We start from the raw sequence: 437 nt of genomic DNA, 5'->3' as shown, positions 1-437 counted from the left end.
GCACACGCCTGTGCCGAATGTTAGATTTTGATATAATTTGCTAAATGCAATAGGAAAAGTTGGGCGGAATATTATTCTATTTCCTTCGACCATTTCTATTCGGCATCTAATTGGGCTTTTGGGTTCGAATAATCCGTAACATTTGTTTTCACAACCTATAAGATCAAATTCGGAGCCGACATTGAAGCCGTTTGTTAGCTCGACAGACCTGAAAATATCTGAGTCTCGGCTGGCGTTTATCGATGGAGTTATGCCGCCATGTGGAGTGTTTGAAAATACTCCATATGAATCAGTTTTTCCAGATTCATCTACTATGGCTGCTAGAAAATCGAAGCTGCCCTGTGTGTTTAGATATGACCAATGTCCGCTGTATATACTTTGTTTGCATGAGTGATATTTCTCATACTCTCCTAAGGTCGGTATATAAACCTTAATGT

At 39.6% G+C, this 437-nt stretch carries 1 protein-coding gene; it reads right to left on the bottom strand.

Annotation, left to right across the window (positions count from 1 at the left end; genetic code table 11):
• Positions 1-437, bottom strand: a 437-nt coding sequence (locus ACYVTD_RS16945) for a hypothetical protein (RefSeq protein WP_461248817.1), incomplete at both ends; no start/stop codon positions are given.

Source organism: Treponema sp. R6D11, assembly GCF_054786075.1.
The sequence above is the reverse complement of the archived record's forward strand: the minus strand, read 5'-3'. Positions and strand labels throughout refer to the sequence as shown.